Source organism: Planococcus sp. APC 3900, from assembly GCF_030407735.1.
Classification (GTDB): Bacteria; Bacillota; Bacilli; order Bacillales_A; family Planococcaceae; genus Planococcus; species Planococcus notacanthi.
In genome coordinates, this window is sequence record NZ_JASDCT010000001.1 from 783,325 (window position 1) to 808,813 (window position 25,489).

At 45.9% G+C, this 25,489-nt stretch carries 27 protein-coding genes; 24 read left to right on the plus strand and 3 right to left on the minus strand.

Annotation, left to right across the window (positions count from 1 at the left end):
* Positions 1–20 precede the first annotated feature (20 nt).
* The 22 genes from QMA04_RS03910 (at position 21) to fabZ (ending at position 19,152) form a co-directional block, all read left to right on the plus strand.
* Positions 21–449: a low molecular weight protein arginine phosphatase gene (locus QMA04_RS03910; RefSeq protein ID WP_290183999.1), complete on the plus strand. Its 429-nt coding sequence runs from the start codon at positions 21–23 to the stop codon at positions 447–449.
* Between the two features lie 151 nt (positions 450–600).
* On the plus strand, positions 601–1,038 hold the full coding sequence (gene rpiB, locus QMA04_RS03915) for a ribose 5-phosphate isomerase B (protein ID WP_191713552.1): 438 nt from the start codon (positions 601–603) through the stop codon (positions 1,036–1,038).
* 12 nt (positions 1,039–1,050) lie between these two features.
* On the plus strand, positions 1,051–1,635 hold the full coding sequence (locus tag QMA04_RS03920; protein WP_191713553.1) for a TIGR01440 family protein: 585 nt from the start codon (positions 1,051–1,053) through the stop codon (positions 1,633–1,635).
* Positions 1,622–2,857, plus strand: a complete 1,236-nt coding sequence (gene glyA, locus QMA04_RS03925) for a serine hydroxymethyltransferase (RefSeq protein ID WP_191713554.1) — start codon at positions 1,622–1,624, stop codon at positions 2,855–2,857. The genes QMA04_RS03920 and glyA overlap by 14 nt, the downstream gene beginning before the upstream one ends.
* A 111-nt stretch (positions 2,858–2,968) precedes the next feature.
* Positions 2,969–5,143: an EAL domain-containing protein gene (locus QMA04_RS03930; protein WP_290184000.1), complete on the plus strand. Its 2,175-nt coding sequence runs from the start codon at positions 2,969–2,971 to the stop codon at positions 5,141–5,143.
* Positions 5,144–5,383: 240 nt separating this feature from the next.
* On the plus strand, positions 5,384–6,013 hold the full coding sequence (gene upp, locus QMA04_RS03935) for a uracil phosphoribosyltransferase (RefSeq protein WP_191713556.1): 630 nt from the start codon (positions 5,384–5,386) through the stop codon (positions 6,011–6,013).
* 19 nt (positions 6,014–6,032) lie between these two features.
* Positions 6,033–7,151, plus strand: coding sequence for a non-hydrolyzing UDP-N-acetylglucosamine 2-epimerase (gene wecB / locus QMA04_RS03940; protein ID WP_290184001.1), 1,119 nt, complete (start codon positions 6,033–6,035; stop codon positions 7,149–7,151).
* 237 nt (positions 7,152–7,388) lie between these two features.
* Positions 7,389–7,610 carry an AtpZ/AtpI family protein gene (locus QMA04_RS03945; RefSeq protein WP_142827136.1) on the plus strand — a complete coding sequence of 74 codons (222 nt, stop codon included), beginning with the start codon at positions 7,389–7,391 and terminating at the stop codon, positions 7,608–7,610.
* Positions 7,611–7,613: 3 nt separating this feature from the next.
* Positions 7,614–7,985, plus strand: a complete 372-nt coding sequence (locus QMA04_RS03950; RefSeq protein ID WP_191713557.1) for an ATP synthase subunit I — start codon at positions 7,614–7,616, stop codon at positions 7,983–7,985.
* 27 nt (positions 7,986–8,012) lie between these two features.
* Positions 8,013–8,723, plus strand: coding sequence for a F0F1 ATP synthase subunit A (gene atpB, locus QMA04_RS03955; protein ID WP_191713558.1), 711 nt, complete (start codon positions 8,013–8,015; stop codon positions 8,721–8,723).
* 57 nt (positions 8,724–8,780) lie between these two features.
* A complete protein-coding gene (gene atpE, locus QMA04_RS03960) occupies positions 8,781–9,005 on the plus strand; it encodes a F0F1 ATP synthase subunit C (RefSeq protein WP_006829234.1) in 225 nt (74 codons plus the stop codon).
* A 161-nt stretch (positions 9,006–9,166) separates the two neighbouring features.
* Entirely contained in the window at positions 9,167–9,688 is a 522-nt protein-coding gene (gene atpF / locus QMA04_RS03965; protein WP_191713559.1) for a F0F1 ATP synthase subunit B, read from the plus strand.
* Positions 9,685–10,215, plus strand: a complete 531-nt coding sequence (locus QMA04_RS03970) for a F0F1 ATP synthase subunit delta (RefSeq protein ID WP_191713560.1) — start codon at positions 9,685–9,687, stop codon at positions 10,213–10,215. The genes atpF and QMA04_RS03970 overlap by 4 nt, the downstream gene beginning before the upstream one ends.
* 27 nt (positions 10,216–10,242) lie before the next feature.
* On the plus strand, positions 10,243–11,751 hold the full coding sequence (gene atpA, locus QMA04_RS03975; RefSeq protein ID WP_191713561.1) for a F0F1 ATP synthase subunit alpha: 1,509 nt from the start codon (positions 10,243–10,245) through the stop codon (positions 11,749–11,751).
* Positions 11,752–11,923: 172 nt separating this feature from the next.
* A complete protein-coding gene (gene atpG / locus QMA04_RS03980) occupies positions 11,924–12,781 on the plus strand; it encodes an ATP synthase F1 subunit gamma (protein ID WP_191713562.1) in 858 nt (285 codons plus the stop codon).
* Positions 12,782–12,993: 212 nt separating this feature from the next.
* Positions 12,994–14,409 (plus strand): F0F1 ATP synthase subunit beta, encoded by a 1,416-nt coding sequence (atpD, locus tag QMA04_RS03985; RefSeq protein WP_191713563.1) that lies wholly within the window; start codon positions 12,994–12,996, stop codon positions 14,407–14,409.
* Positions 14,410–14,433: 24 nt separating this feature from the next.
* A complete protein-coding gene (locus QMA04_RS03990) occupies positions 14,434–14,838 on the plus strand; it encodes a F0F1 ATP synthase subunit epsilon (RefSeq protein ID WP_191713564.1) in 405 nt (134 codons plus the stop codon).
* A gap of 418 nt (positions 14,839–15,256) precedes the next feature.
* Positions 15,257–15,490, plus strand: coding sequence for a DUF1146 family protein (locus tag QMA04_RS03995; RefSeq protein WP_203339063.1), 234 nt, complete (start codon positions 15,257–15,259; stop codon positions 15,488–15,490).
* Between the two features lie 350 nt (positions 15,491–15,840).
* Positions 15,841–17,139 (plus strand): UDP-N-acetylglucosamine 1-carboxyvinyltransferase, encoded by a 1,299-nt coding sequence (murA, locus tag QMA04_RS04000; protein WP_191713566.1) that lies wholly within the window; start codon positions 15,841–15,843, stop codon positions 17,137–17,139.
* 195 nt (positions 17,140–17,334) lie between these two features.
* On the plus strand, positions 17,335–18,369 hold the full coding sequence (gene mreB / locus QMA04_RS04005) for a rod shape-determining protein (RefSeq protein WP_191713567.1): 1,035 nt from the start codon (positions 17,335–17,337) through the stop codon (positions 18,367–18,369).
* A 68-nt stretch (positions 18,370–18,437) separates the two neighbouring features.
* Positions 18,438–18,698 (plus strand): DNA-directed RNA polymerase subunit beta, encoded by a 261-nt coding sequence (locus tag QMA04_RS04010; RefSeq protein WP_191713568.1) that lies wholly within the window; start codon positions 18,438–18,440, stop codon positions 18,696–18,698.
* A gap of 16 nt (positions 18,699–18,714) precedes the next feature.
* Entirely contained in the window at positions 18,715–19,152 is a 438-nt protein-coding gene (gene fabZ / locus QMA04_RS04015; RefSeq protein ID WP_191713569.1) for a 3-hydroxyacyl-ACP dehydratase FabZ, read from the plus strand.
* 115 nt (positions 19,153–19,267) lie between these two features.
* Here the strand turns inward: fabZ and QMA04_RS04020 are convergent, their stop codons facing one another.
* Positions 19,268–19,705 (minus strand): YwpF family protein, encoded by a 438-nt coding sequence (locus QMA04_RS04020; RefSeq protein ID WP_191713570.1) that lies wholly within the window; start codon positions 19,703–19,705, stop codon positions 19,268–19,270.
* Positions 19,706–19,997: 292 nt separating this feature from the next.
* Between QMA04_RS04020 and QMA04_RS04025 the strand changes: the two genes are divergently transcribed.
* Together QMA04_RS04025 and QMA04_RS04030 are read left to right on the plus strand one after the other, a co-directional pair.
* The gene (locus tag QMA04_RS04025; RefSeq protein WP_290184002.1) at positions 19,998–20,408 is read left to right on the plus strand and encodes a single-stranded DNA-binding protein; all 411 of its coding nucleotides are present in this window, start codon (positions 19,998–20,000) and stop codon (positions 20,406–20,408) included.
* A gap of 25 nt (positions 20,409–20,433) precedes the next feature.
* Positions 20,434–20,577: a hypothetical protein gene (locus tag QMA04_RS04030; RefSeq protein WP_191713572.1), complete on the plus strand. Its 144-nt coding sequence runs from the start codon at positions 20,434–20,436 to the stop codon at positions 20,575–20,577.
* A 480-nt stretch (positions 20,578–21,057) separates the two neighbouring features.
* Here the strand turns inward: QMA04_RS04030 and QMA04_RS04035 are convergent, their stop codons facing one another.
* Together QMA04_RS04035 and QMA04_RS04040 are read right to left on the minus strand one after the other, a co-directional pair.
* Complete coding sequence (locus QMA04_RS04035; RefSeq protein ID WP_203339066.1) at positions 21,058–23,781, minus strand: DEAD/DEAH box helicase; 2,724 nt, start codon at positions 23,779–23,781, stop codon at positions 21,058–21,060.
* Positions 23,778–25,310, minus strand: coding sequence for a hypothetical protein (locus QMA04_RS04040; RefSeq protein ID WP_290184003.1), 1,533 nt, complete (start codon positions 25,308–25,310; stop codon positions 23,778–23,780). Before QMA04_RS04040 ends, QMA04_RS04035 begins: the two co-directional genes overlap by 4 nt.
* Positions 25,311–25,489: the final 179 nt, after the last annotated feature.

A 25,489-nucleotide genomic window follows, 5' to 3' on the forward strand; every position in this document is an offset into this window, starting at 1 on the left:
TGTTTGAAAGGAGGTGCAGGATGAAGATTCTATTTGTCTGTACGGGCAATACATGCCGGAGCCCGATGGCTGAAGCCATCCTGTCAGCGAAAAAAATGCCTGGTATCGAAGTCCGTTCGGCGGGGATATTTGCTGGTGCCGCACCGCTGTCCAGGAATGCCCAATCTGTTTTATCTCAACAGCAAATTTCGTTTACTCATACGTCCAAGCCTCTGGAAGCGGGGGATATGCAATGGGCGGAATTGATTTTGACGATGACCAATTCGCATAAAATGACGCTTCTGCAGGCACAGCCTGAAGCAGCGACAAAACTTTATACATTGAAGGAATTCACCGAAGGTTCGGCAGAAGATATCAGTGACCCGTACGGAGGGCCGCTGGAACTTTATGAAGAGACCTTTCATGAACTCAAAGAGCTGATTGATAAATTAATTGAAAAAATCACTTAACTGAAAAAGACAGGCGAGCCAGTGAGGGTTTGCCTGTCTTTTTTGCGTAAAAATGTTAGAATTAATTAAAAGCGTAATGGCAATTCGGCACAATTCGACAAGAGCGCTTTTGCTGAACCATAAATTTGATTTTAAGAAAAGAGGGTTTACCATGAGAGTGGCAATTTCATCAGATCACGGCGGGAATAACCTGCGCAAAGAAATCGTTAACCTAATGAACGAAATTGGCATAGAATATCAGGATTTCGGTCCGCATACGGATGATTCAGTCGATTATCCGGATTATGCAAAACCGGTTGCTGACCGGGTGGCAAGCGGAGAATTTGACCGTGGGATTTTGATTTGTGGCACAGGCATCGGCATGTCCATCTCGGCAAATAAAGTCAAAGGCATTCGTTGCGCGCTTGTCCATGATGTATTCAGTGCAAAAGCGACGAGAGGGCATAACGATTCAAATATCCTGGCAATGGGGGAACGCGTAATTGGTCCAGGCCTTGCACGTGAAATTGCTCAAACTTGGCTGACAGAAGAATTTGAAGGCGGCAGACACGGAAAACGCATCCAAAAAATCACAGACCTCGAAAAATAAGGAGGAGTCGGCATGCAAACTTTATGGCAATTGCAACTGGAAGAGATTTTAAGCGAATTGGAGCAACAGATCGAGTTCAGGAAAGGCCAAGTGTTTGTAGTCGGCTGTTCGACGTCAGAGGTAGCAGGAAAACGCATCGGAACAGGCGGCGGGTTGGATATTGCAGAAAGTCTGTTTGAACCTTTGGAGAAATTCGCGGCACGCCATCAGCTCTTTTTGGCGTTTCAAGGCTGTGAGCACATCAATCGCGCATTGACGGTCGAGCGGCAGGCTGCTGAAAAATATGGATGGGAACCGGTCTCGGTTATTCCAGTCGCCAAAGCTGGCGGTTCGATGAGTGCATATGCATTCAGCAATATGGCCGATCCGGTCGTAGTGGAAGAGGTCCAGGCCCATGCGGGAATCGATATCGGACAAACAATGATTGGCATGCATTTGAAAAGAGTTGCCGTTCCTCTGCGAACTTCTGTTAAACTAGTAGGTGAAGCGATTGTGGCAGCCGCTACTACCCGGCCGAAATTGATCGGTGGGGCACGTGCGAGCTATGATCGTGAGCTTGTTCAATTACAGGAGGGATACACAGATGGAATTGATTAAGGCGCTAGACCCAGCAGTATATGAAGCGATGAATGCAGAAAAAGGAAGACAGGAAGCGAATATCGAATTGATCGCTTCTGAAAACTTTGTCTCACAAGCAGTTATGGATGCACAGGGATCAGTATTGACCAACAAATACGCGGAAGGCTATCCGGGCAAACGTTATTACGGTGGCTGCGAATTTGTGGATGTCGTTGAGAACATTGCACGCGACCGCCTGAAAGAAATTTTTGGTGCGGAACATGCGAACGTTCAACCCCATTCTGGATCACAAGCCAATATGGCTGTCTATACAGCAGTTTTGGAAAAAGGTGATACGATTCTTGGAATGAACTTGAACCACGGCGGGCATTTGACGCACGGCAGTAAAGTGAATTTCAGCGGTATGCAGTATAATTTTGTCGAGTACGGCGTTACAGAAGAAGAGCAATTGATTGATTATGAAGCAGTCCGCCAGGCAGCGTTGGAACACAAACCGAAAATGGTCGTTGCTGGAGCAAGTGCGTATTCGCGTAAATTGGATTTTGCTAAATTCCGTGAAATCGCTGATGAAGTAGGAGCTTACTTGATGGTCGACATGGCGCATATCGCCGGCCTTGTTGCTACTGGAGCTCATCCTAATCCTGTCCCTCATGCCCATTTTGTTACATCGACTACGCATAAAACACTTCGCGGTCCACGCGGCGGGTTGATTCTTTGCAATGAAGAATTTGCGAAAAAAATCGATAAAACCATTTTCCCTGGAATTCAAGGCGGTCCGCTTATGCACGTCATCGCAGCGAAAGCCGTTGCATTCGGCGAAGCACAGCAGCCTGAATTCAAAACGTATATTGAACAAGTCGTGAAAAACGCCAATGCACTTGCTGAAGGCTTGATTGCTGAAGGCGTTGACATCGTTTCCGGCGGCACAGACAATCATTTGCTGCTGCTCGACCTCCGCTCGTTGAATCTGACCGGCAAAGTCGCAGAGCATGTACTTGATGAAGTCGGTATTACAACAAACAAAAATACCATTCCATTTGATCCCGAAAGCCCATTTGTCACTTCGGGAATCCGTCTTGGGACTGCTGCCGTAACATCCCGTGGATTTAAAGAAGCGGAAATGAAAGAAATTGCTGCAATCATGGCAATGCTCCTGAAAAATCCGGAAGATGAATCCGTGAAAAAAGATGCTGCAGAACGTACAGCCAAATTGACTGCTGCGCATCCATTATATAAATAACTGAATACTGCTGCCGGGTAAACTGCTTGGCAGCTTTATTTTTTCTGCATAATTTGGAGCAGATTTCTTTGCTTTATTAAAATACATAGCAACACAGGAGGGACGCGTCGTATGCACACGCATGAACTGAAGAGAGATAAAAAGGTAATCATGGAGTGGCTGCGCCGTCTCGGTGTTGAATTCCATACATCATTTCTGATCGTTAATTCGGAGATGGAAGACCAGCCCGTCGTTTATGCGAACGATGCCTTTTACAAAATGATCGGCTATAGCGAAGAGGAAACCCTGGGGCGGAATGGTCGTTTTCTGCATGGTGAAAAAACTGCAATGGAAGCGAAAGAGCAAATTCGGAAATGTGTGGATGCCAGTAAGAGCGGCATTGTGGAGATTGTGAATTACCGAAAAAACAGCACTCCTTTTTGGAATGAAATCACTGTGCAGCCTTTATCTTTTCCAGAAAAGGATTTCAAATTCACATTGATGCTCCAGCACGATATCACCGACCGCAAACGTGCAGAAGCCTTGATCAAGCTTCAAAAAGAGACATACACGGGAATCGAAAAAGGCTATATGCTCAGCGCGTTGCTGCAGAATATCTGCACTACCGCCGAATCGTTCTTTATTGATGGAGCGAAATGTACGGTATTGTTGATCGACGATACCGAACTTTATAAAATCGGTGCGGCCAGTTCCATGCCGAAAGGGTTCCAGGATGCCATCGACGGAACGGTGGTTGAGGAAGACATCGGTACTTGTGGTGCAGCATTCCACCGGCAAGAAGCAGTAATCGTGGATGATATGAGCACGGACTACTTGTGGCGAAATCATCAGCAATTAGTGAAAACCTATAACTTGGTGTCCAGCTGGTCAATTCCAATATTTAATGTTGAAGGAAGCGCCATCGGTACTTTCGGAATTTATTTCCCTTCGCCGTTGACGCCGCATGAAAAAGATTTGGCATTCATGGAAGAAGTTGCATCGATCGCTTCGCTGGCCATCAAATATTCCCGTCAGCACGAAGAGGTTTTGCGCTTGGCTTATACCGATGAAAATACGGATTTGCCCAACCGAAATTATTTCAGAACTGAAATCACGGATTTGCTGAAAGAAGGCAAAGAAGGTTTTGTCGCATTTTTGTCGACAGATGAATACGTCAAAGTGGTCGATCAATATGGCCACCGGGCGGGGGACACGATCCTGCGCGAAATCGGCAAACGGTTGATGCTTTCACAGAATTTGTCGGATAACCTGATTGCACGTTTTTCGGATTCAACCCTAGCCATGTACAGTGCGACGCCTTTCACAAAAATTCCGGATTACTTGGATCATCTGCTGAGCGGACTGGTGGAACCTGTCAAAGTAGGGGATATGGAATTGTTCCTGACCTTGAAAATGGGGGTAGCGATCGTAACGCCAAACCAGCAGGATTCCGAGGAGTTAATTCGTTGTGCAGATAGTGCGTTGTCACAGGCGAAACTTCAGACTGGTGAGGCGATCTGTTATTTTGAAAGTGAACATGATGAATTCATGATGAAGGACCTGCGTGTGGCGAATGAATTGACAGCAGCACTGAGACGCAATGAAGTCGGCGTCCATTTGCAGCCCAAAGTCGATTTGGCAACCGGTGAAATCTTGAGTTTTGAAGCTCTGGCCCGTTGGACATCTCCTGAGCTTGGGACCATACCGCCGGACGTCTTTATTCCGGCAGCTGAAAAAAATGGCAAAATCCGCATGCTGGAGCAAAACGTCTTGAAGCAAGTGCTGCAATGGATGAAGAAAAGAACAGAGCAGGAGTTGAAGATTCGGCAAGTTGCCATCAACATCTCTGCAGATCATTTCTTCCATCATTCTTTCGTTCCGTATTTGATGGACATGACGGCCGAATACGGCATTGACCCGAAATGGATTCAATTGGAGATAACCGAGCGAATCGGTTTTGTAGATATCGAAACGGCCAATAAAGTCTTTAGGCATCTGAGGCATTGCGGGTTTACGACATCGATTGATGATTTTGGCACCGGCTATTCGTCGCTCAGCTATCTGCAGAAGCTGCCTGTCGAAGAATTGAAGATCGACCGTTCGTTCATTTCAACTATGCACGAACCGGGAACTTTGGCGATTATCCGGACCATCATTCAGCTTGCGGAGAACCTGAATATGCGCGCAGTGGCTGAAGGTGTGGAAACTGAGCAGGATCGCCAAACATTATTGGCGCTTGGCTGCAAGGTCGGTCAGGGTTATTTCTTCTACAAGCCGATGCCGCTCAATGAAGCGTATTTATTATAACAGAAGAAAAAACGTTTCAGAATAGCGGAAATGGGACACTTTTGAACCCGATGTTGAAATGCATTTAAATGAACAAATGAAACATCTGCTAAGCCGGGGAAATATTTCCCGGTTTTTTTCTTTGGAAAATTAAAGCATAGGCGAAATTAACTGAATAATACCAAAGCAGGATCTGGCCACTAGGGCAAAGAATTTTCTGTTATACTATTTAAGATAATGTTTGAAAAGGAGAGATAGGCCATGGGAAAAGTATACGTTTTTGATCATCCGCTGATTCAGCACAAAGTAACGTACATTCGTGACAAGTCTACAGGCACGAAAGAATTCCGCGAATTGGTTGACGAAATTGCCACATTGATGGCGTTTGAAATCACACGCGACTTGCCGCTAGAGGAAATCGACGTGGAAACGCCGGTCCAAATGGCGAAATCGAAAGTCCTTGCAGGGAAAAAATTGGGCGTTGTTCCTATTTTGCGCGCAGGAATCGGCATGGTCGATGGAATTCTGAAATTGATTCCGGCAGCTAAAGTCGGACATATCGGTTTGTACCGTGACCCGGTCACATTGCAGCCTGTCGAGTACTATTTGAAATTGCCATCCGATGTGCAGGAACGGGACTTCATCGTTGTAGATCCAATGCTTGCTACCGGAGGTTCTGCAATTGAAGCAGTCAACTCCATGAAAAAGCGTGGCGCTACGAAAATTCGTTTCATGTGCATCATCGCAGCTCCTGAAGGTGTGGAAGCACTGCAAGAAGCTCACCCGGATGTGGATATCTACATCGCAGCACTTGATGAGAAATTGAACGAAAAAGGATACATCGTTCCAGGTCTTGGAGACGCTGGAGACCGGTTATTCGGTACTAAATAAGAGGGCGGGGTAAACCAGCTTGACGAAAAAATGGAAAGTAATGACGATATTTGGTACGCGGCCTGAAGCCATTAAAATGGCGCCGCTTGTCTTGGAACTTCAAAAACATCCCGACACCATTGAACCGCTTGTGACAGTGACAGCGCAGCATCGGGAAATGTTGGATCAGGTGCTGGAGACTTTCCAGATCACGCCTGACTTCGATTTGAATATCATGAAAGACCGCCAGACATTGACCGATGTTACGATGCGTGCCATGCAGGGGCTTGATTCGGTTATGAAAGAAGCGAAGCCGGATATCGTGCTGGTGCATGGCGATACGACAACGACTTTTGCTGCCAGCCTTGCTGCTTTTTATAACCAGGTCGCCATAGGGCATGTGGAAGCCGGTTTGCGTACACACAATAAATATTCGCCATATCCTGAAGAAATGAACCGTCAGTTGACGGGTGTCATGGCGGATATTCATTTTTCGCCAACTGAAAAATCCGCTCAGAACCTGCTGGATGAAAACAAGAAGGCAGAAACCATCTACATTACAGGCAATACGGCTATCGATGCGCTTCAAACGACTGTTCGCGAAACTTACACACATCCGATCCTGGAGAAAATCGGTACAGACCGTATGATCTTGCTGACGGCGCACCGCCGTGAAAACTTAGGGCAGCCGATGCGAAATATGTTCCGCGCAATTAAACGGTTGATTGAAGAGCACGATGATATTCAAGTGGTTTACCCGGTTCACATGAATCCGGCTGTACGCGAAGTGGCGGATGAAGTACTGGGCCGTGACACGCGCATCCATTTGATCGAACCGCTGGAAGTATTGGATTTCCATAACTTTGCGGCCCGTTCATTCTTTATTCTGACCGATTCAGGCGGAATTCAGGAAGAGGCGCCTTCACTTGGCAAGCCGGTTCTGGTTTTGCGTGATACCACTGAACGCCCTGAAGGCATCACCGCGGGAACATTGAAGCTCGCAGGCACTGACGAAGAGACGATTTACGGAATGGCTAAAGAATTGCTGACGGACGAATCTGCCTACAAGGCGATGTCCCAAGCATACAATCCATACGGAGACGGCCGAGCATCTGCCCGGATCGTCGAAGCGCTGCATACGTATTTTTCAAAGCTGTAAATAGGATAGACCGTCAATTTCAAATTTTTCGGTAAAATTTGTCGACAATATGTCGGAAGGAAATCGCTTGTGAAGTTTTTCACTTCTACTAATTGACATGATTTTACCCCTATTGTATGCTTACAAAGGGTATGCATGAGAAGGTTTTCTTACATAGATTATGTGGTCTTGAAAGCCTGATGCGACGGCTCTTTTTAAGGGTTTAATGTCAAATCAACGAAGTTCGAGGGGGTTATCATGCGCCCAACAAAAAGTCCCTTACAAGCGATGGCAATTTATAGCGCCATCCTCTCACAACTTGTCGGGTCCGTGCTTATCGGCGTGTTCACAGGTATGTGGCTCGATGACAGGCTCGGAACCGCCCCGTTTTTCATGATCATCTGCCTATTCATAGGCATCACTGCCGGTGTTTGGGCAATGCTTCAGACTGTCCGCAAATTCGAATCAGGAGACAAGTAAAAAATGGAAGGACTTAGGGAGATATATACACGACTAAAAAAGATGATTTTTTTCATCTTGGCGTTCTGCGTTATTGGTTGGGGGTTTACCCCTTATCAAGAAGTGTTCGCCGGTCTCATAATCGGAACTTTGTTCGGCATTTACAACATGTGGATCCTGGTTCGGCGGATGGAGAAATTCGACCGCGCGGTGGCTGAAGGCTCGAAAGTTCGTTCGCTTGGAACGGCATTACGGTTTGCATCAGGTGTTGCAGCTGTGGCGATCGCCATTTTGTTCGCAGAGCACATTCACTTGGTCAGTACGGTAATTGGGTTGATGGTCCCTTACGCTCTGTTATTGGCAGAGCGGATTGTTTATCATGTGAAACACCATTAACAATGTGGAAAGAGAGGTGAAACAATCGTGGAACATGGCGCTCCTATGCTCGAGGTGTTCGGGATCTGGTTTAACCTATCGAACGTTATGATGCTAACTATAGCCGCTCTTATCGTTTTCCTTATTGCTTATATTTCTACACGGAAACTGCAGCTCAAACCAACGGGCATGCAGAACTTCATGGAATGGATCATGGATTTCGTTAAAGGAATAATCAACAGCAATATGGATTGGAAAGATGGTGGCCGATTCCATGTTCTTGGAATCACCCTGATTATGTTCATTTTTGTTTCGAACATGTTAGGCCTTCCATTTGCAATAGTTGTCAACGGAGATCTTTGGTGGAAATCGCCAACAGCTGACCCGACGGTAACGATGACATTGGCCGCAATGGTGCTAATCTTGAGCCATTATTATGGCATCAAGCTGAAAGGGCTCAAAGGATACGCCGGAGGCTATATCAAGCCAATGAAATTCTTATTCCCATTGAACATCATTGAGGAATTCGCAAATACGCTGACACTCGGTCTGCGTCTTTACGGTAACATCTATGCGGGGGAAATCCTGTTGACTTTGTTGGCAGGCCTCGCATCAGCAGGTGCATTTGGATTCGCATCAGCAATCGTGCCTATGATGGCATGGCAAGGATTCTCGATCTTTATCGGGGCAATCCAGGCGTTTATTTTCGTTATGTTAACGATGGTCTACATGTCGCACAAAGTTGCCGACGACCATTGAGTATAAACTGCTCGTAGAGCAAAAAAAAAACAACTATCCTGAGGAGGACACATCAAAATGACAGGTTCATTAGGTTTATTAGCAGCAGCAATCGCAGTAGGTTTAGCAGCACTAGGCGCAGGTATTGGTAACGGTCTTATCGTTTCAAAAACAGTTGAAGGTATCGCTCGCCAGCCAGAAGCTCGCGGAGTTCTACAAACAACTATGTTCATCGGGGTTGCATTGGTTGAGGCATTGCCGATCATCGCTGTAGTTATCGCGTTCATCGTTATGAACCAATAGTATTTAATAGTCACAAAGTTTAATGGTGGGGATGCTACTACATGATTTTCGCCATTTAAACTTGTATGCACCACCTTGCTTTTGAAAATTCATCTTACAGAGTAAAAGATCTTACTATAGAAGAAATTGTATTTTAGGCTCTTGAAGGGAGTGAAACAATCGTGTTTTTTGACCATCTTGTACTCGGTGCAACCGGGGAGTTTTTGAATATCGGAGACATTCTCGCTACACTTGTTATCTTCACCTTGCTGATGGTGCTTTTGAAGAAATTCGCATGGGGTCCTTTGATGGGCGTAATGCAGCAGCGTGAAGATTTGATCAAGAGTGAAATCGAAACTGCTGAAAACAGCCGTCTAGAATCACAAAAGTTGCTTGAAGAGCAGCGCAGCCTTCTTAAAGATGCGCGTACACAAGCACAGGAAATCGTTGAGAACGCTAAAAAGCAAGGCGAAGTTTCGCGTGAGGAAATCATTACGACTGCACGTGCTGAGTCTGGCCGCATGAAAGAAGCAGCGGTTCAGGAAATTGCCAACGAAAGAGATAAAGCTATTTCAGCGGTTCGTGAAGAAGTTGTGGCATTGTCATTGCTTGCTGCTACGAAAGTGCTTGGAAAAGAAATCTCTGAGGAAGACAACCGTCAGTTGATTAACGAAACGATTGCGAAGGCAGGCGAAGTTCAGTGAGTCTAGTTGCAGAACGCTACGCTTTAGCATTGTTTGAAGTCGCTCAGAAGCACGGATCGTCTTTGGATATTGAACATGATTTGCGTGAAGTGAAAAAAGTCTTCGAAATGACTCCGGAACTTTACAATTTGATCGTTTCACCAAAACTTTCTGCTGAGAAAAGAAGAAACTTGATCAATGAAGTATTTAACGAAGCAAATCCGTTTGTGGTGAATACGCTTCAATTGATGGCAGAACGCAAACGTCTGGACGAAGTCGGCTCTTTGGCTGATGAGTTCGTTGCTTTATCTAATGACGCACAAGGAATTGAAGATGCGAAAGTTTATTCTACACGTCCTTTGACGGAAGAAGAACGCGCATCCATCTCTTCCATTTTCGCTAAAAAAATCGGTAAACAATCTTTACGAATTGAAAACATCATCGATCCATCGTTGCTCGGCGGATTGCGTCTTCAAATCGGAAACCGTATTTATGACAGCAGCGTGAGCACGAAATTGGCACGTCTGCAGCGTCAACTAATCGGTTAATTATGAAATTATGAGAGGGTGACATACATGAGCATCAAAGCTGAAGAGATCAGCGGTCTGATCAAACAACAGATTGAAAATTATCAATCAGAGATGAAAGTTGACGACGTTGGTACAGTAATCACCATTGGTGATGGTATCGCGCGCGCTCATGGCCTCGACAACGTCATGGCTGGAGAACTTGTAGAGTTCTCAACTGGTGTCCTTGGTATGGCGCAAAACTTGGAAGCCAACAACGTTGGTATCATTATCCTTGGCCCGTACACAGACATTAAAGAAGGCGATGAAGTACGTCGGACTGGCCGTATTATGGAAGTACCGGTAGGACATGAACTTATCGGACGCGTAGTAAATCCACTTGGACAACCTGTTGACGGTCTTGGGCCGATCAACACGACAAAATCACGTCCAATTGAAAGCCCTGCACAAGGGGTTATGGCCCGTAAATCGGTTCATGAACCACTTCAAACAGGGATCAAAGCGATCGATGCACTTGTGCCGATCGGTCGTGGACAGCGTGAATTGATCATCGGTGACCGCCAGACAGGTAAAACTTCTGTAGCGATCGATACAATCTTGAACCAAGCTGACCAAGATATGATCTGTATCTATGTCGCTATCGGACAAAAAGAATCTACTGTACGTAACGTAGTAGAAACTTTCCGTAAAAACGGAGCACTTGATTACACAATCGTTGTAACAGCTTCTGCTTCACAGCCTGCTCCATTGCTGTTCCTTGCTCCTTATGCAGGTATCACAATGGCAGAGGAATTCATGTTTGAAGGCAAGCACGTGTTGATCGTCTATGATGATTTAACAAAACAAGCATCTGCTTACCGCGAACTTTCACTATTGCTTCGTCGTCCGCCAGGCCGTGAAGCTTATCCAGGGGATGTCTTCTACTTGCATTCACGCCTTCTTGAGCGTGCTGCGAAGTTGAACGAAACTCTAGGAGCAGGATCTATCACAGCATTGCCGTTCGTTGAAACGCAGGCTGGCGATATCTCTGCATACATTCCAACAAACGTTATCTCGATTACGGATGGCCAGATTTTCCTTCAATCGGATCTATTCTTCTCAGGTGTACGCCCAGCGATCAACGCCGGTCTTTCTGTATCACGTGTTGGTGGTTCAGCTCAGATCAAAGCAATGAAAAAAGTTGCGGGTACATTGCGTCTTGACTTGGCTTCTTTCCGTGAACTTGAGTCATTCTCTCAGTTCGGTTCTGACCTTGATGCGGCAACAGCTGCTAAGATCGAACGCGGAAAACGTACAGTTGAAGTCTTGAAGCAAGATTTGAACAATCCGATCAAAGTTGAAAAACAAGTTGTTATTTTCTATGCGTTGACTCGTGGATTCCTAGACGACATCGCTATCAACGACATTTCTCGCTTTGAAGCTGAATTGACAAGCTGGTTGGATTCGAACCACACAGAAATTTTGGATACTATTCGTACAACTCAAGGTTTACCTGCTGATGACGCATTCGGTGCAGCGATCAATGAATTCAAACGCACTTTCGCAAAATCAGAGTAAAGAGAAACTGTATTCAGTTAAGGTTTTTGCCTTACTGAATGCTGGTTGATCCAATCGGATTTTACCGGTCAGTCCATCTCCTGCATATCAATGCGGGAGACATACTGCCCGTTAAACCGGGGGAATCGCTGAGTCGAATATGAAGAAAAAATAATAGGGTGGTGAAATACCAGTGGCATCTTTACGCGATATAAAAACACGAATAACGTCAACCAAGAAAACGAGCCAGATTACACGAGCCATGCAAATGGTTTCGGCATCTAAACTAAGCCGTGCGGAAGTGAATGCGAAAGCATTCGTTCCCTACATGAATAAAATACAGGACGTGGTGGCATCCATCGCAGCCGGGTCTACGGACACCAGCAACCCGATGATGATTGCCCGCCCTGTAAAGAAAACAGCTTATTTAGTAATCACATCGGATCGTGGCCTTGTAGGCGGATATAACAGTAATATTCTTCGTACTGTCATGAGCAGAATCCGTGAACGGCATACATCCAATGACGACTTTGTTATCCTGAGCGTTGGCCGGAAAGGGAAGGAATTCTTTGCGAAGCAAGGAATGACGATTCTTGAAAGTGCAATTGCACTTCCGGACCATCCGACGTTTTCGGATATTAAAGAATTAACGCGCAAAGCTGTTGGTATGTTCGCAGATGGGACATATGACGAAGTTTATATGTACTATAATCACTTTGTTTCAGCTATTCAACAAGAAGTTACAGAGAAAAAAGTCTTGCCGCTGACGGATATTCAACCGACCGGATCAACTGCATCTTACGAGTTCGATCCTTCAGCAGAAGCGATTTTGGAAGTTCTTCTTCCTCAATATGCGGAAAGCTTGATCTTTGGAGCCGTTCTTGATGGCAAAGCAAGTGAACATGCTGCATCCATGACAGCAATGAAGAGCGCGACTGATAATGCGTCTGATTTGATTAATGGACTGACACTTCAATACAACCGTGCACGCCAAGCAGCAATCACTCAGGAAATTACTGAGATTGTCGGCGGAGCAGCTGCACTGGAATAATAACGAAAAGCGACAGCGCCCGTTAAGCTCTGACAGGCATAAGACAGACCAGCAGGGTGGCGTTCTTTACCGCACAGCTGGGTTGGCTTATGACCCGAAGAGCTGGGCCGCTGGAATCTGGACAATAACGAAAAAATTGAAGCGAAGGCGGCCGATTAAGCCGTCGAAGCTTGCAATAAAGTTTCAATAAAAGTAAGACAGGAGGGAACAGCATGAACACAGGACACGTTCTTCAGGTTATGGGACCGGTTGTAGATGTAAAGTTTGCTGATGGCCAACTTCCAGCTATCTACAACGCCCTAACTGTAAATATTGATCGTCCCGGACAAGCTCAAGTCGTTTTGACGCTTGAAGTGGCTCTTCACCTTGGTGACGATTCAGTCCGTACAATCGCGATGGAATCTACTGATGGACTGCAACGTGGTTCAGTAGTAACTGACTTGGGCAGAGCAATTTCTGTTCCAGTTGGAGATGTAACATTAGGCCGAGTATTTAACGTACTTGGTGAAATTATCGACTTAGGGGAAGAAATTCCTGCAACAGAGCGCCGTGATCCGATTCACCGCTTAGCACCTACGTTCGAGCATCTTTCCACAGAAGTTGAGATTCTTGAAACAGGTATCAAAGTTGTTGACTTGCTTGCCCCTTACATCAAAGGCGGTAAAATCGGTCTCTTCGGTGGTGCCGGTGTAGGTAAAACAGTTCTTATCCAGGAATTGATTAACAACATCGCTCAAGAACACGGTGGTTTATCCGTATTCGCTGGTGTTGGTGAACGTACGCGCGAAGGAAATGACTTGTACTTTGAGATGAGCGATTCTGGCGTTATCAAGAAAACGGCAATGGTTTTCGGCCAAATGAACGAGCCGCCTGGTGCACGTATGCGTGTTGCCTTGACTGGTTTGACTATGGCAGAATACTTCCGTGACGAACAAGGCGCGGACGTTCTTCTTTTCATCGACAACATCTTCCGCTTTACTCAAGCAGGGTCTGAAGTATCAGCACTTCTTGGCCGCATGCCATCAGCTGTTGGTTACCAACCGACACTTGCTACTGAAATGGGCCAATTGCAGGAACGTATCACAACTACAAGCACAGGTTCAGTAACGTCTATCCAAGCGATTTACGTACCAGCCGATGACTATACGGATCCGGCTCCGGCTACAACTTTCGCTCACTTGGATGCGACAACTAACCTTGAGCGTAAACTTTCTGAGATGGGTATTTACCCAGCGGTGGATCCTTTGGCTTCAACTTCTCGTGCATTGTCACCTGAAATTGTTGGCGAAGAACATTACAATATCTCACGTGAAGTTCAAGAAACGCTTCAACGCTACAGAGAATTACAAGATATTATTGCAATCCTTGGTATGGATGAGTTAAGTGATGAAGACAAGCTGACGGTTAACCGTGCACGCCGCGTCCAAAACTTCCTTTCTCAGAACTTCCACGTTGCTGAACAGTTCACAGGCCAAAAAGGTTCTTATGTTCCAGTTCAAGAAACGATCAAAGGATTCCGTGGAATTCTTGATGGAAACTATGACCACTTGCCAGAAGATGCTTTCCGTTTGGTCGGACGCATTGAAGATGTTATTGCAAAAGCAAAAAGCATGGGCGTAGAAGTCTAAAACCAGGGACCAGGAGGGAAAAAAATGAAGACCATTACAGTCAATATTGTCACTCCCGACGGCCCGGTATACGATTCAGAAGTATCTATGGTTATTGCAGTTACAGCAACCGGCGAAATGGGCGTTTTGCCCGGCCACATTCCGACAGTCGCTCCTCTTGGAATCGGTGCAGTCCGATTGAAAAAAGAGAACTCGACAGAATTGGTTGCTGTAAACGGTGGATTTCTTGAAATCCGCCCTGAAAAAGTGACCATTCTTGCACAATCGGCTGAACGCGCAACAGACATCGATCTGGCACGCGCTCAGGAATCCGCTAAACGTGCAGAAGCACTCTTACAGGCTAATAAAGATGAAATCGACTTTAAACGTGCAGAATTGGCGTTAAAACGTGCGATGAATCGTATCAACGTTTATGAGGGTAATGTTTAAATAAAAGCATAAGCGTCCGTGTAGATTCGACGGGCATAAGACGCACTGGCGAAGCGGCGTTCTTTGCCGTATAGCCAGAGTGGCTTATGACCCTAGAATCTGGGCGCTGAAGCTGGACAATAAAGAAAAGCATAAGCGGCCGTTCAGCTCCTGCAGGTTTTAAGCCTAAGGAGTTGGCCACTGAAGCTGGATATTTAAAAAAGTGTAGGCAAAAGCGGGCAGAAGGGCAATTGACTTTTGTCCGCTTTTTCTATTTTTTACAGAGTGGATTTAGTTTTGTAGTTCTACAGATCGAGGATGCCGAGACTTTCAAAAGCTGACAACTGATCAGCAAGGAAATTTCCTTGCATGGGTCAATAAGCGATTAACGGGATTCACATCACTGAATAACTGACATTTTTATGAAAGGGTGCATCAGATGGAAACAATGATTGGGCAAACGGCTTTGATTTCAATCTTCAGCCATATATTCTTTACCGGTGTTGCTTTTTATGCGATGCGTGCTGTCATGTTCGAAAAATGGATTCATAAGCATCATGTACTTCAAGCACAAATTCTTTATATTTTTATTAGCATTGCAATCGGGACCATGGTATCTACTTTTTTCCTAAATATTTCATCTTGGTCGCGGCAATTGCCTTATCTTTTTTAAAATTGCCGTTTTGCCATGGCTTTGAACCTCACGGCTATGGCAAAACGGCAAATCTTTATTTCCAGGGAAATAAAATTTCGTATAAGGTTTAATGGTTCTAATGAGGGGAAAAGGTCTACTAGTTGATTTTTAAAACGTGACTTTTTTCCTTTAGCGGACATAAAAACGGAAAACTTTTCGAACAATGTATTGTCCCATGAGATGAATAGCACAAAATGAGAGTAAAGTTGCTTGTTTTTTACTAAAAAACAGGGTAGGATGAGTAAGGTTTTGTTTCTAAATAATGACATTGGACTTTAACGTATATGGGATACATATAGATGACTATTAAACACATGGAGGGCATATCAGTGGATCAAATTATTGTAAAAGGCGGCCAAAAATTAAAAGGGAAAGTACGGGTCGAGGGTGCTAAAAATGCAGTTCTTCCGGTATTAGCTGGAGCGCTATTGGCTTCAAAAGGAAAGAGCATCATTAAAGAGGTACCGAATTTAGCCGACGTCTACACGATTCAGGAGGTTTTGAGAAGCCTGAATGTGCAGGTTGAGTATTTTCCTGAAAAAAATGAAATGCTGATCGATTCTTCAGCAACATTATCAAGCGAAGCTCAATTCGAATATGTACGCAAAATGCGCGCTTCGATTTTGGTGATGGGACCAGTTCTTGCGCGTAATGGATTTGCTCGTGTAGCTTTGCCAGGCGGATGTGCAATAGGATCACGCCCGATTGACCAACACCTAAAAGGGTTTGAAGCAATGGGCGCAAGCATTACTTTCGGAAACGGCTTTGTGGAAGCTAAAACAACTGGCCGTTTGCGCGGAGCAAAAATCTATTTGGATTTCCCAAGTGTCGGCGCAACTGAAAACATCATGATGGCTGCTGCTTTGGCAGAAGGTACTACATTAATCGAAAACGCTGCAAAAGAACCGGAAATTGTTGATGTTGCAAACTACATCAACGAAATGGGCGGCCGCGTAATCGGTGCTGGAACAGATACAATGCGCATTGAAGGTGTAGAAGAATTACATGGTGCAGAGCATTATATCATTCCAGACCGTGTGGAGGCCGGCACATTCATGGTTGCTGCTGCAATCACTGAAGGCGATGTAATCATTGAGAATGCCGTTCCTGAACATATGACGGCGTTGATCTCCAAAATGGGTGAAATGGGTGTAGACATTCAGGAGACAGAAGAAGGATTGCGCATCCGTGCAAACCGTCCACTTCGCTCGATCGACATCAAAACCATGCCGCATCCAGGCTTCCCGACGGACATGCAATCACAGATGATGTCATTGATGCTGACTGCCAAAGGCAACGGCATTTTGACAGAAACCGTTTTTGAAAATCGCTTTATGCACGTGGAAGAATTCCGCCGCATGAACGCAACGGTTAAAATCGAAGGGCGTTCTGTTATTATGGAAGGGCCATCTGATCTGCAAGGTGCAGAAGTTGCAGCAACCGATTTGAGAGCTGCTGCTGCCTTGATTTTAGCTGGACTGGCTGCAGAGGGCATCACTCGTGTTAATGAACTTTATCATTTAGATCGCGGATACGTTAACTTCCACGGAAAACTGGCAGCATTGGGCGCTGATATTGAGCGCGTGTCAGTTGAACAGGCAGAAACGAAAGTCGAGCAATTGGTCTAATCTATTCTTCATAGGCTTGCGGCGCTGGTTTACAGCTCCGTAAGCCTTTTTAATTGCAGGAGCTGAATCCAGGGATTTTTGTCAATGAGATCCTGACTGTGATAAACTATTCAGTTAAGAGAATCATTTAATCAATACATATGCTGTAGAAAAATTAATTCAACAGGATAGATGGTAGAAAAGGAGTGCGGCTTGATGTTTTCTAAAGATATAGGAATTGATTTAGGGACAGCAAATGTCCTGATCTATGTAAAAGGCAAAGGAATCATCCTGAATGAACCTTCTGTAGTGGCGATGGACCGGAAGACGGAGGAAGTGCTGGCTGTCGGCACAGAAGCGCGCAAAATGATGGGCAGAACGCCAAAGCATATTGTGGCGGTCCGGCCATTGAAGGATGGCGTCATCCACAACTTTGACGTTACCGAAGCGATGCTGAAACATTTTATGCATATCCTAAAGCTGAAAGGGTTTATGACCAAACCGCGCATCTTAATTTGTTGTCCGACGAATATCACGAGCATTGAACAAAATGCTATTCGCGAAGTGGCCGAAAAGGCAGGCGGCAAAAAAGTCTATGTCGAAGTCGAGCCGAAAGTGGCAGCCATCGGAGCAGGCCTGGATATCTATCAGCCGAATGCCAGCATGGTCATCGATATTGGCGGCGGCACGACGGATGTCGCAGTATTATCTATGGGAGACATTGTCACAAGCGAAACGATAAAAACGGCTGGAGATTCATTTGATCGACAGATTATGAAATACGTCAAAGACCACCATAAGCTGTTGATCGGTGAAAAAACCGCGGAAAAAATTAAAGTTGAAATTGGGACAGCGTTAAAACATACGGAAGCCAAAGAAATAGAAATCCGGGGGCGCGATATCCTGACTGGTTTTCCCCGGACGCTGAAGATCAACTCCATGGAGATTGGGGAAGCATTGAAAGAATCCGTCAATTCAATTGTTGAAGCGGCGCGGATGGTTTTGGAAAAGACCCCGCCGGAACTGGCTTCAGATATAATTGAAAGCGGAGCCGTTCTTACGGGCGGAGGTGCACTGCTTGATGGGTTAGATCAGCTGCTGGCTGCCCAATTGCAGATTCCTGTGTCCATTGCAGAAAATCCATTGGAATGTGTCGCATTGGGAACTGGACTGATGCTGGAAGCAAAAGAAAACATTTTCCGGAAAAGCAAACAAAGACAAATAGCTGATGCCAAAAACCGGACATTTTAGTATAATGACTAGACATGAGCTTTGCCCGATAGCCGGGAATCCAGCAGAAAGAAAGGTTGACGGAGTGAATGGCTGAACTGAAAAAGAATTTTTCTCTTCGGAAAAAAGCCGATAAAGAAAAAGACACACAGGGCGCTGAAAAGACGTGGTGGGTGCAAATTCGTCTGTTTCCGATATGGCTCCGTATTCTCATTGTAATTGCTTTGGTTGCGTTAGCAGCCGTTCTAGGGGCAATGGTGGGATTTGGCGTCATTGGCGACGGAAAGCCTGCTGATGCGCTGAAATGGGAAACCTGGCAGCACATATTTGATATCATGAGCGGAAAGTGAAGAGGAGATGAATCGATTGTTGACAACAGAACAAATTCAAGCAATTTTACCACATCGTTACCCATTTTTGATGGTGGATCGAATTCTGGAAATTGAAGCCGGCAAGAAAGCGGTCGGCCTGAAAAACGTATCAGCGAATGAAGACTTTTTCAATGGCCATTTCCCGGGTTATCCGGTAATGCCCGGTGTCTTAATTGTGGAAGCATTGGCACAGGTTGGAGCTGCAGCTGTACTTCAGCTGGACGCCAATAAAGGCCGTTTGGCATTTTTCACCGGAATCGACAATTGCCGCTTTAAACGGCAGGTAGTTCCAGGCGATCAATTGCGTCTGGAAGTTGAATTGACAAAACTGCGCGGGTCAATGGGCAAAGGCCATGCAATTGCCACTGTCGACGGAGAACTTGCTTGCGAATGCGACATTTTGTTCGCATTGGGTCCAGTTGCTGAGAAATAATAGATCAATGAAAATAAAGAGCTGTTCTGAAAGTCAAACCTGACTTTCAGAACAGCTCTTTTACTATAGGCTTTGAAATTTATCCTGTTTTTCCGGACAGTGGGTATGAAGAAACTTATGACTTGGCTTCATCTTTTCGCAGGCCGGGGCGCGTACGCATGTCGGTTTCAAAGCGTTCCAACAATTCCTGTCCTTCAAGACCGTCTTCAAGCAGTTCTGAAAGAAGTGTTTCTGCGTATTTTCGGCGGGCCCGTTTCAATGTGCCTTTCATCAATACGGAGGCATGGTCCCCGATGATCTTCACTTTGCGGACAACCACTTCAAAAGGTGCAGGTTCGTTTCCTGGGTAGGAGATGACAACCTGTACATCGATTGTTTCCTCGGAATTCTTCAGTTTTTCAAATATATCCAGGTGCTGAATGTCGACCAGCATTTCAAGGATCCATGAGCGGTCTTTGTTTTCCTGGTTGATGATGAGGCCGTCATGCACCGGATAATCGGTGACTTGATCGTCTTTTTCAATTCCCAATGACAGCATATTAAATGTTTTCATGCGGCAATGCCTCCAATACTAGCTTTGTTTCAGTATAGCATAAGCACGAATTGGCAAGCGAACGGAAAAAGAGGATGTAAAAAAACTGGAATACTATCAAAATCCAGTTTTGATTGGAGCTGTATTGAGATGAAAAGACGCTGAACCTTGCCATTCACAGGAAGAAAAAAAGTTTACTCATGCTTCAAAAATGAAATATGACAGCTCAAAAGCTGCTAAAAATAATTTTTCCGGTTTTGCAAAGAATTCAATCTTCTTAGTATGCTTCAAGTAAGCGAAAGGAGGTGAGAAAATGAACCAAGTCGGAATTGTAGGACGCTTAACCAAAGATCCAACCATGCGCGTATTGAATGAAGGGCGGGTACATACTTCCTTCATTGTCGCAGTTTCCCGGAACTATAAAAACCAGAAAGGAGAAACCGAAACAGATTACGTTCTTTGCTCAACATGGGGCAAGCCAGCCCATAATGTCTCGAAATACTGCATTAAAGGATCACTTGTCGCCGTTACGGGCCGTCTGCAGTCACGTTCGTATGATAAAGAAGACGGGACGCGCATCTATGTGACAGAAGTCCTTGGCGACCAGATCCGCTTCCTCGACAGAAGAAAACCACAAGAAGAAAACGCCCCTCAGCAGGAATCACCGCAGTCTGATGCAGACTTCGATTTCCAACCGCCAGGGACGGAACAAGTAAACGTATAGCCATCAAAAAAGGAGGCACTTAGCGATGCCAAAGGATGTACAGCTGCAACTGGAAGTGCATATGGAGCAATTGATCCGATTGACCGCCTTGCTCCATCAGCGCTTGGCAGAGGCGGAGCGGGAACTAAGTGAACTGAAATCGATCTTCCGTTCCGTCCAAAAAGGGTAAAGTTTCACGTCTAAAAGGGGAATCCGGCCAGGTGGGGACCTGGCCGGATTATTTGAAATCATATTAAGTTATATGAATTGAACTAAAGAATTTACCTTTCAGTTCAATCAGGAGTGAAGAAATGAAGATAAGGTTCCAGGCGGACGCTTTCCGCGGACGAAGCTAGCGCAGTGATGCAGGAACATATCTTTGACCCTTCGCAGCCTTCCACTTTTTCTTCTAATTGTCTTCAAAAAATTAATTGTCAGGATATGGAGCAAACCAGTGGAGACTCCCACGGGAGCAGCGCAGCGACATCTGAGAAATCCACTCGGGTGATTAGCCCGAGTTAGTTCGGCGCAAGCCCTTGCAGCTGACATCGCGACGTCCTGTCGCACCAACTGTATGACCCGCATCCTGCGGGCCTGAAAGCGTAGCTGGTTTGCGGAATATCCATAATAGAATCGTTATTGGTATAGATTATTAGTTTAATTTATCTAGTTATAGCGAATACGTGAACAATTCCTTCAAGTCGTTGTCTGACAGATCGGTCATCCACTGGCTGGACTGAATAAACTCTTCAGACATCGATTGCTTTTGCACCAGCAGGGAATCGATTTTCTCTTCGATTGTCCCGATGGTCACAAATTTATGGACATGGACAAATTGAGTCTGGCCGATGCGGTAAGCACGATCAGTCGCCTGGTTTTCAACAGCCGGGTTCCACCATCTGTCCGCGTGGAGAACGTGTGTCGCAGCCGTTAAGTTCAGGCCGGTGCCACCCGCCTTTAGCGATAGGATGAAGATCGGGAATTTGCCGGCTTGGAAAGAAGCCACCAGGGAATCACGCTGCTGTTTCGGCATGCTGCCTGTCAAGAACGGCACTTCATGGCCATACAGCTCATTGATGGCCTGCTGCAATAGATGCCCCATACCGATGTATTGTGTAAAGATCAAACATTGTTCCCCGCGTTCCGCAATTTCCCCGGCCAAGGTCACAATGCGCTCCAGTTTTTGAGAACGGGGCAGAATTTCAGCAGCGTTCGTATACGGCTCTTTTAAATAAAGAGACGGATGGTTACATAGCTGCTTCAATTTGCTGAGCATTTTCAACACCAGCCCTTTTTTCTCGAAACCTGTGAGCGTCTCCATTTTCTGCACCGTATCCTGGACGAGCCCTTCGTAAAGAGCGGCCTGTTCCGGTGTCAGTGGACAATATTCCAGCTGTTCCTGTTTTTCTGGCAAGTTCAGTTGAAGGTCCGGATCTTTCTTGGTCCGGCGCAGCAAGAACGGCTGAATCCGCTGACGCAATTTTTCTTTCGTTTCTTCAGAATTATCGCGTTCGATCGGAATCATGAAGTTTTCCTGGAACTGTTTGATGCGGTACAAGTAGCCTTTATTGATGAAATCGAAAATCGACCATAATTCAGACAGCCGGTTTTCAATCGGTGTTCCGGTTAAGGCGATATGATGGTCGCCTTTGAATTTCCGGATGGTCCGCGATTGTTTGGTATACATGTTTTTGATGTTCTGCGCTTCATCGAGTGTAATGCTTGACCAGTGCAGGCTCTGCATTTCCTCGTCGTCAGAAGATGCAATCCCGTATGTCGACAACACGACATCCGGTTTTTCCGCCGCTAAAAAGGCATTGAATTCCTCGCCTTTCGGACGGATGCTGCCATAATGGGTCACCACTTTCAAATCAGGCGCAAAGCGCTCCAATTCTTTTTGCCAGTTGCCAAGCACCGAAGTCGGGCAGACAATCAGCGATGGCTGATCCGGATTTTTTCCGTGGACATGCAGCAAATAAGTGATCAGCTGAACTGTCTTGCCGAGCCCCATATCATCCGCTAAGCAAAGGCCAAAGCCTTCTTCACGCATGAACACCAAATAATCGAAACCGATTTTCTGGTAAGGCCGCAGCTCCGTCAATAAATTGTTTGGCAGCGGTGTTTCCGGCAAATCACGTTTATCCAATAATTTATCAAGCAAGGTCTTTAAAGATCTATTCAAATGGAATTCCACAAGTGGATCCTCTTCATCCGCTGTTTCATCGAGCATGATTTCCGGTACGTTCTGGAACAACATGTCTTTGATCGTCCAGTCTGCATCTTCGGCTTCTTCGATCATTTTCCGCAGTTGCATCAACAAATTCGAGTCAACGCGCACCCATTCGTTCCCGATGCGAATAAACTCCTTGTTCTCGGAAACAAGACGCTGGAAATCCTGCATGCTCAGTTCATGGCCATTCAATGAAAACTGCCAGTCAAAATTGATGATTTGGTCAAGCCCGACGACCGACGCTTTCTTAATCGGCGAATTGACATTGGCTTTGACGCGGATCTTGGATTCCTGAACGGCTTTTAACCAAGACGGAATCGAGACTTCGACACCGAAAGCCTGAAGAATTTCCGCGTCGTTGCGCAGGAATTCAAGAATTTCGGCATCTGTCCATTCCGCATGATAGAAGCGGTCTTCGTCGAACCTATCGACAGAAGGGCAGAGGCTTAAGAACAGCGATTGGCGTTTCTTGATGTCTTCCGCAAAGGGACGCCATTTCTCCGGCAATGCTTTGTCGATCGGTTCATCTGCTCGGCGCTTGGAAGGGGACCAGTATACACTGCCCCGTTTCGAACGCATGACCACTTTAAAGGACCAAAATTCATCGGCATCCGGCTCACTCAGCTGGACAGCGACAACATAGTCATCGGCATCCGCCAAGCCTTCCCAGCCAGCTTCTTGGACAAAGCCTTGAATGTAAGGCAGTTGGCCAACCGATAAGCCTTTTTGGCGCAATTGATGGTGGATCGTATCGGCAAGGAATGTGCGGATTTCTTCATCGCCGTATGTATCGTTGATGGAAATTTCGCCACCGTCAACTGATACATGATCCCATAAAAGAGGATCGTTGAGAGAATCCGCTACTTTACCGGCAAGTTTCAGCCAAGCTTCGTCTTCCGCACGTTGTCCTGCAAATGTTACATAATGATGCGGTTCGCGCTGGAACAGCCGGACAAAATCAGCAGGCGTCACTATCAAATCCAAGCCATCTGTTTGTGCAGTCAATCCGAAAAAGCTGTCTTTGTCCAGAAAATACAAATATGGCTTCCAGATTTCCGGTGGAATCCGGTTGCCGGCTTCATTGGTCGCCTGGATGCGGAAAAGTTCTCCGCGGCTGATCGTTAAATAGTAGAGGCGGCTTCCTTCAGTTTGGAATTGATTCATATCAGATTTCCTTTCTCGATCTCTTCCTGGAGTGCACGCAGGCGTTTATTCTGTGTGCGGATTTCATTGATGTACGCAGTCCAGAACTCCATTTGACCACTTTTCTTGCAGGCAGCTTTCATCTTCTTCCAGATTCGGACGGCCTGCTTGTAGCTCGGACGATTGCGCTCTTCCAAATAAGCCAGCGCATAGCGGTGCAACAAAGGCAGCACGTAATCAGGCGCTGATGACTGCACTTCCTTCAGTCCACATTCCTCTGCAAAGTAAAGAGGAGAGTTATGCAGATGATGCAGTTCGGCCCATTGTTTGTATAAACGCTTTTCGATCAAATACGCCGAATAGGCGGGAAGGCCGTAATGGCCAAATTGTTTGAATAGATCTTCCCAGTCCAATTCACTCAATTCGATCTGTGAAAACAAGCGGCTCAGCGTCCGCACATATTGGTGCCGGTATTGCGTATACAGGCCTTCAAACAGGAAGGTTTTTACGTGCGGCTTAATTGCTGACAATATATTGGCCAGTGCCTGCGGATGATTTTCAGTTTCCGCAAGAACTGCCAGCTCAACCCAGTCATGGGCTTCATTCGGTGAAATTTTCTTGATATCAAGATCTTTCTTTAAACTGATCGCAAAAAAGGCTTTCAGCCGTTCATCGGGATTTTTCAAGGCAGCCAATTCTTCTTCGCGCAACCTGCTGGTGGTGAACAAATTGGTCCAGAACAGCTGATAAAGAGCAAAACGCTGCGAGAACGAACCGTCCTTCACTTCCATGAATTCACGGATGAGTGTCTTTAAGTATTCAAAAAAAGCATCCGCTTCAAATGTCCGGTGCTGGCCACGCAGCTGGCCAAGCAAGTCGCGCAATTCATGCAGTTCGTCATCGAACCAGGTCTTGAAGAACGAATGGTGCACCTCCTGGGTCCCGGAGATGAAGGTAGCCCAGACTTCCGTCAATGAAATGAAATGGGCATAAGTGCGATAAAGCACTTTCCATTCGCGTTCCAAAGGCACATACGACATCGCGTTTTTCAAACGGCCATCGTACATCTGCTCGAAATAAAAATAATTGCGGGTCGTGTAATCCGGAATCGCTTCGCGCCAGACGCTGCGGATCAGTTTTGTCCATTGCTCAGGAGAGCGCTTCTCGGACAATAAGGTCAGCTGCTTGTTCTCAGGCTCGCGCCATGACGCCACCCATTCGGATAACGAACCGATTTTTTGATAAAGGGCAAAAATAACTGCCAAACGGTGGCGGCACATTGTTTCCTGCGGACAGGCACAGATGGCCGTCAGTTTATCGAAATTAAGAATGACTTTAACTGCATGCGCGTCTTTAACGACGGCTTCGAGCAACAAGCGCTCTTCGTTGAACGACTGAATCTGCACGCCGTCGTGGCGCACTAAAAAGACTGCTTTTCGAACCATTTCTTCATCCAACGCACGCGTCGGGAGAAGGGATTTGTCGATAGCAGCCATATAATTGTGAATCGTATCTTCGAATCTTTTCGCCAGGGATTGAACCGTAGCCATATGCATCGCCCCAAAATAGACTTTCCCTCTATTATACGACTTTCTAAGGACTCCGTAAACGATGAAGAAAAGTTAATCGGTTTTCAACTCGCAGAATCATTACTTTATTTTCTGATAATCCTTGTTTTATGTAAAGTAAATGGTATTATAAAAGTATAAAAGACCTAATTACAGCGTTT

What these genes read in the sequence shown, in the direction of transcription:
- QMA04_RS03910 (WP_290183999.1), top strand. Translation starts at nt 21, where the DNA reads ATGAAGATTCTATTTGTCTGTACGGGCAATACATGCCGGAGCCCGATG.
- rpiB (WP_191713552.1), top strand. Translation starts at nt 601, where the DNA reads ATGAGAGTGGCAATTTCATCAGATCACGGCGGGAATAACCTGCGCAAA.
- QMA04_RS03920 (WP_191713553.1), top strand. Translation starts at nt 1,051, where the DNA reads ATGCAAACTTTATGGCAATTGCAACTGGAAGAGATTTTAAGCGAATTG.
- glyA (WP_191713554.1), top strand. Translation starts at nt 1,622, where the DNA reads ATGGAATTGATTAAGGCGCTAGACCCAGCAGTATATGAAGCGATGAAT.
- QMA04_RS03930 (WP_290184000.1), top strand. Translation starts at nt 2,969, where the DNA reads ATGCACACGCATGAACTGAAGAGAGATAAAAAGGTAATCATGGAGTGG.
- upp (WP_191713556.1), top strand. Translation starts at nt 5,384, where the DNA reads ATGGGAAAAGTATACGTTTTTGATCATCCGCTGATTCAGCACAAAGTA.
- QMA04_RS03945 (WP_142827136.1), top strand. Translation starts at nt 7,389, where the DNA reads ATGCGCCCAACAAAAAGTCCCTTACAAGCGATGGCAATTTATAGCGCC.
- QMA04_RS03950 (WP_191713557.1), top strand. Translation starts at nt 7,614, where the DNA reads ATGGAAGGACTTAGGGAGATATATACACGACTAAAAAAGATGATTTTT.
- atpE (WP_006829234.1), top strand. Translation starts at nt 8,781, where the DNA reads ATGACAGGTTCATTAGGTTTATTAGCAGCAGCAATCGCAGTAGGTTTA.
- atpA (WP_191713561.1), top strand. Translation starts at nt 10,243, where the DNA reads ATGAGCATCAAAGCTGAAGAGATCAGCGGTCTGATCAAACAACAGATT.
- atpD (WP_191713563.1), top strand. Translation starts at nt 12,994, where the DNA reads ATGAACACAGGACACGTTCTTCAGGTTATGGGACCGGTTGTAGATGTA.
- QMA04_RS03990 (WP_191713564.1), top strand. Translation starts at nt 14,434, where the DNA reads ATGAAGACCATTACAGTCAATATTGTCACTCCCGACGGCCCGGTATAC.
- QMA04_RS03995 (WP_203339063.1), top strand. Translation starts at nt 15,257, where the DNA reads ATGGAAACAATGATTGGGCAAACGGCTTTGATTTCAATCTTCAGCCAT.
- mreB (WP_191713567.1), top strand. Translation starts at nt 17,335, where the DNA reads ATGTTTTCTAAAGATATAGGAATTGATTTAGGGACAGCAAATGTCCTG.
- QMA04_RS04010 (WP_191713568.1), top strand. Translation starts at nt 18,438, where the DNA reads ATGGCTGAACTGAAAAAGAATTTTTCTCTTCGGAAAAAAGCCGATAAA.
- QMA04_RS04020 (WP_191713570.1), bottom strand. Translation starts at nt 19,705, where the DNA reads ATGAAAACATTTAATATGCTGTCATTGGGAATTGAAAAAGACGATCAA.
- QMA04_RS04025 (WP_290184002.1), top strand. Translation starts at nt 19,998, where the DNA reads ATGAACCAAGTCGGAATTGTAGGACGCTTAACCAAAGATCCAACCATG.
- QMA04_RS04030 (WP_191713572.1), top strand. Translation starts at nt 20,434, where the DNA reads ATGCCAAAGGATGTACAGCTGCAACTGGAAGTGCATATGGAGCAATTG.
- QMA04_RS04035 (WP_203339066.1), bottom strand. Translation starts at nt 23,781, where the DNA reads ATGAATCAATTCCAAACTGAAGGAAGCCGCCTCTACTATTTAACGATC.
- QMA04_RS04040 (WP_290184003.1), bottom strand. Translation starts at nt 25,310, where the DNA reads ATGGCTACGGTTCAATCCCTGGCGAAAAGATTCGAAGATACGATTCAC.